At 62.6% G+C, this 2,812-nt stretch carries 3 protein-coding genes; all 3 read right to left on the bottom strand.

All coding sequences use genetic code 11. The annotated features are described in order from the left end of the window. Positions 1-237: 237 nt before the first annotated feature. Genes BT264_RS37095 through BT264_RS40365 form a run of 3 tightly spaced genes read right to left on the bottom strand, consistent with a single transcriptional unit; the run spans position 238 to position 2,633 of the window. Positions 238-1,830 carry an IS66 family transposase gene (locus BT264_RS37095; RefSeq protein ID WP_072445482.1) on the bottom strand — a complete coding sequence of 531 codons (1,593 nt, stop codon included), beginning with the start codon at positions 1,828-1,830 and terminating at the stop codon, positions 238-240. Between the two features lie 39 nt (positions 1,831-1,869). Further along, the gene (gene tnpB, locus BT264_RS37090) at positions 1,870-2,223 is read right to left on the bottom strand and encodes an IS66 family insertion sequence element accessory protein TnpB (RefSeq protein ID WP_205713959.1); all 354 of its coding nucleotides are present in this window, start codon (positions 2,221-2,223) and stop codon (positions 1,870-1,872) included. Beyond that, on the bottom strand, positions 2,211-2,633 hold the full coding sequence (locus BT264_RS40365; RefSeq protein ID WP_072445483.1) for a transposase: 423 nt from the start codon (positions 2,631-2,633) through the stop codon (positions 2,211-2,213). Before BT264_RS40365 ends, tnpB begins: the two co-directional genes overlap by 13 nt. Positions 2,634-2,812: the final 179 nt, after the last annotated feature.

Below are 2,812 nucleotides of genomic sequence, written 5' to 3'. Positions count from 1 at the left end.
TCCCCCGGCCGCGCCAACGGGCTGGCCATGCGGGTCCGTGGAGGTGCGACGCCGATCTTGCTTGGCGGTTAGAGGGGCGTCGCACCTGCTGTTTCGTAAGCGGCTCGGCGCGACCAGTTCCATATTCGCGCGCGCATGGGGCATGATGTGAGAGCTTGGGGAGTTCCGTGAGGATCACGTGAGATCGTGCCCACGATCGTGGATCATGGGCACGATCTATCTGGATCTATGAAGCAGTCAGGCAGTGCCATGCGAGCTGACCGACGTCAGCTTGTCGACCACATTCCAAGGCAGCAGTTCGTCGACGCGGGTGATGACGTGATCAGCGATGTGGGTCAAGACGTATTCCAGATAGGCGCGCGGGTTGATGCCATTGAGTTTGCACGTCCCAATCAAGCTGTACATCGCGGCGGCCCGCTCACCCCCGCTGTCGGAACCAGCGAACAGGAAGTTCTTTCTCCCGAGGCTCACGCAACGCAGGGCGTTTTCTGCCAACGCGTTGCTGATCTCGGCTTGCCCATCCTCGCAGAACAGCGTCAGCGCAGTCCAGTGATTCAGCGAGTACTGGATCGCGCCGGCCAGCTCCGACTTGCGCGACAGCGTCGCGAGCTTGGCCCGGATTCTCGTTTCGAAGGCGTCCAGCAGCGGCTTGCTTTTCTCACGCCGCACGCGCTGCCGTTCATCGGGCGGCTTGCCGCGGATATCGGTTTCAATGCCGTAGAACTCGCCGATCATCTCGAGCAGTTTCTGGGTCTCGTCCGTCGGTGTGCTCGCGTGGATCTCGTAGTACTTTCTCCGCGCGTGGTCCCAACAAGCAGCCTCGCGGATCTTGCCACTTACGTACAACTCGTCGAAGCCGCCGTAGGCATCGGCTTGCAGGATGCCTTCGAATCCGGCGAGATGCGTCTGAGGATGGATGCCTTTGCGATCGCACGAGTACGCGAACCACACCGCAGCCGGCTCCGTCGAGCCCGAACGGCTGTCGTCGCGCACGTACACCCAGAGTCGCCCGGTCTTCGTCTTCTTGTTGCCTGGCGCGAGCACGGGGATCGGCGTGTCGTCCGCGTGCAACTTCGTGCCCGCCATCGTATACCGGCGCAGCGCGTCGGTCAGCGGGCGGCAGAGCGCCTCACACTGTCCGACCCAGCGACCCATGCTGGCGCGGTCAAGCGTCACCCCGTCGCGCGCCGCAATTTCCGATTGTCGGTACAGCGGCGCATGATCTGCGTACTTCGACACCAGAATGTCGGCAAGCAAGCTCGGATGCGCGATACTGCGCTCGATCGGCAGTCCCGGCATCGGTGGCTCCGCGATGTGGCCGCAGGCCGGACAGACCGTCTTGTGCCGGATCGTGCGGATCACCTTGAACATCGCCGCAACACGGGCGAGCTGTTCCGAGACGTCCTCGCCGAGGCACTGCATAGCACCTTCACACTTGGGGCAGATCGAATCCGGTTTGAGCACGCGATCTTCTCGCGTAAGGTGCGGTGGCAGCGGCTCACGTACGGCCGGATCGCTGCTAGTCGTGGACCTTTCTCGTCGGACCTTTGTGTGCTGAACGTCGGCGACACCGCTGCCTGCGGCCAGATCCTCAAGCCGGAGCTCAAGCTTCTCGATCTCTCGGGCAAGTTGTTCCGACTTGCGGCCGAAGTGCATTCGCTTGAGCTTGTCGATCAGGAGCTTCAACCGTGTGATCTCGAGATCGCTTGCGGCGATGTCGCGGCGCAGCTGTTCGATCTCGAGTTCCCGTTCGATGGCCGACGCGCGAGCCTCAGCCAGCATGGCCTTCAGTGCAGCGACATCGTCGGGCAGATCGTCGAGATTCGGCATGTGCCGGAGTTTACGAGCCTCCCGAGCGGTTTACAACACCTACAGCATCGACAGAGGTGCCGTACGGCGGGGCTGCCGCCAATCGATGCCTTCGAGAAGCATCGACAACTGCGCGACCGTGAGCGAGATCTTGCCGCCATCGGCTTGCGGCCAGATGAAGCGGCCGCGTTCCAATCGCTTCGACAGCAGCCAGAGCCCGTCGTCGGTGGCCCAAAGCAGCTTCACGAGATCGCCTCGACGTCCGCGGAAGATGAACACATGGCCGCACAACGGATTCTCCTCGAGCGTCGCCTGTACCTTCGTGGCAAGCCCCTGGAAGCCGCAGCGCATGTCCGTGACGCCCGCAGCAAGCCAGATGCGGGTGCCGGCCGGCAATGTGATCACTTCAGGCATTCCTGCAGGAACGCTTCGGCCCGCTCAGCAGACAGGCCGCGAATCTTCACGCGCCGCTTGCCGATCTCCACCTCGATCTCGCACACGGGCGTCGGCGTCGGTACGCCGCTTGTCACCTTCGACGTCGCGTTTCCCGTAGGCTGCGGCGCTGGCAGCATCAACACCGAATCGATCACGTCAACGCTCAGCAACTCCGTGCCTGTCATGGCCGACGGCGCAGCTTCGAGTCCCGGCAGTTCCAGCTTGCCTTCCCGATATTGCTTGCGCCACCCGAACACGACGTTGGCGTTGATGTCGTGCCGCCGCGCGACGATCGACACCGACATGCCTGGTTCCAACGTTTCCCTGATCACTTGCTGTTTGAATTCCCGCGCATACGTGCGATGGGCCGGGCGCGCTGCATTCGGCATAGCTGACCGTCTCCGTCAATCTAAACGCGACTATCATGCGCCAGCAAAATCAGCATCGGGAAACGGTCGGGCCGAGTCGCTTACGCTGTTTCTTCGGTGCAATGCCGTTCTACCATATCCCGCCCCAGTATCTGAGCGCGCACCGCGCGCGTCTCCAGTCGCCCTACGGGCTCCTTGCT

This window comes from Burkholderia sp. NFPP32, from assembly GCF_900119325.1.
GTDB classification, from domain to species: Bacteria; Pseudomonadota; Gammaproteobacteria; order Burkholderiales; family Burkholderiaceae; genus Burkholderia; species Burkholderia pyrrocinia_C.
Note: the sequence above shows the minus strand (reverse complement) of the source record. Positions and strands in the feature narration are given on the sequence as shown.